We start from the raw sequence: 315 nt of genomic DNA, 5'->3' as shown, positions 1-315 counted from the left end.
ATTATGAGTAAATCAGAAAAAGTCCCACCGGGATTGGATGAAATCAAACTCCTGATCAATGAACACCGGAAAGAGATCAGGCAGGAGTACAAAGCCGAGATTGTCGGAATCTTCGGATCCTATGCCAGAGGGGAAGAAAAACCGGGAAGTGATGTTGATGTGCTGGTCAATTTTGATACCGGAGCAACCCTGTTTGATCTTGTGGGACTTGGCGACTATCTTGAAGACTTGCTCGGATTACCTGTGGACGTGATATCAAAACGAGCCCTGCATCCCAGGATGCAAGATGATGTCCTGAAAGAGGTGACCCCATGA

1 protein-coding gene is annotated in these 315 nt (G+C 47.0%); it reads left to right on the top strand.

The genetic code is table 11. The annotated features are described in order from the left end of the window. Positions 1 to 3: 3 nt before the first annotated feature. On the top strand, positions 4 to 315 hold the full coding sequence (locus tag CI957_RS10460) for a nucleotidyltransferase family protein (protein ID WP_128754806.1): 312 nt from the start codon (positions 4 to 6) through the stop codon (positions 313 to 315).

It is taken from the genome of Methanohalophilus sp. WG1-DM, assembly GCF_004104135.1.
GTDB classification, from domain to species: Archaea; Halobacteriota; Methanosarcinia; order Methanosarcinales; family Methanosarcinaceae; genus Methanohalophilus; species Methanohalophilus euhalobius.
Note: the sequence above shows the minus strand (reverse complement) of the source record. Positions and strands in the feature narration are given on the sequence as shown.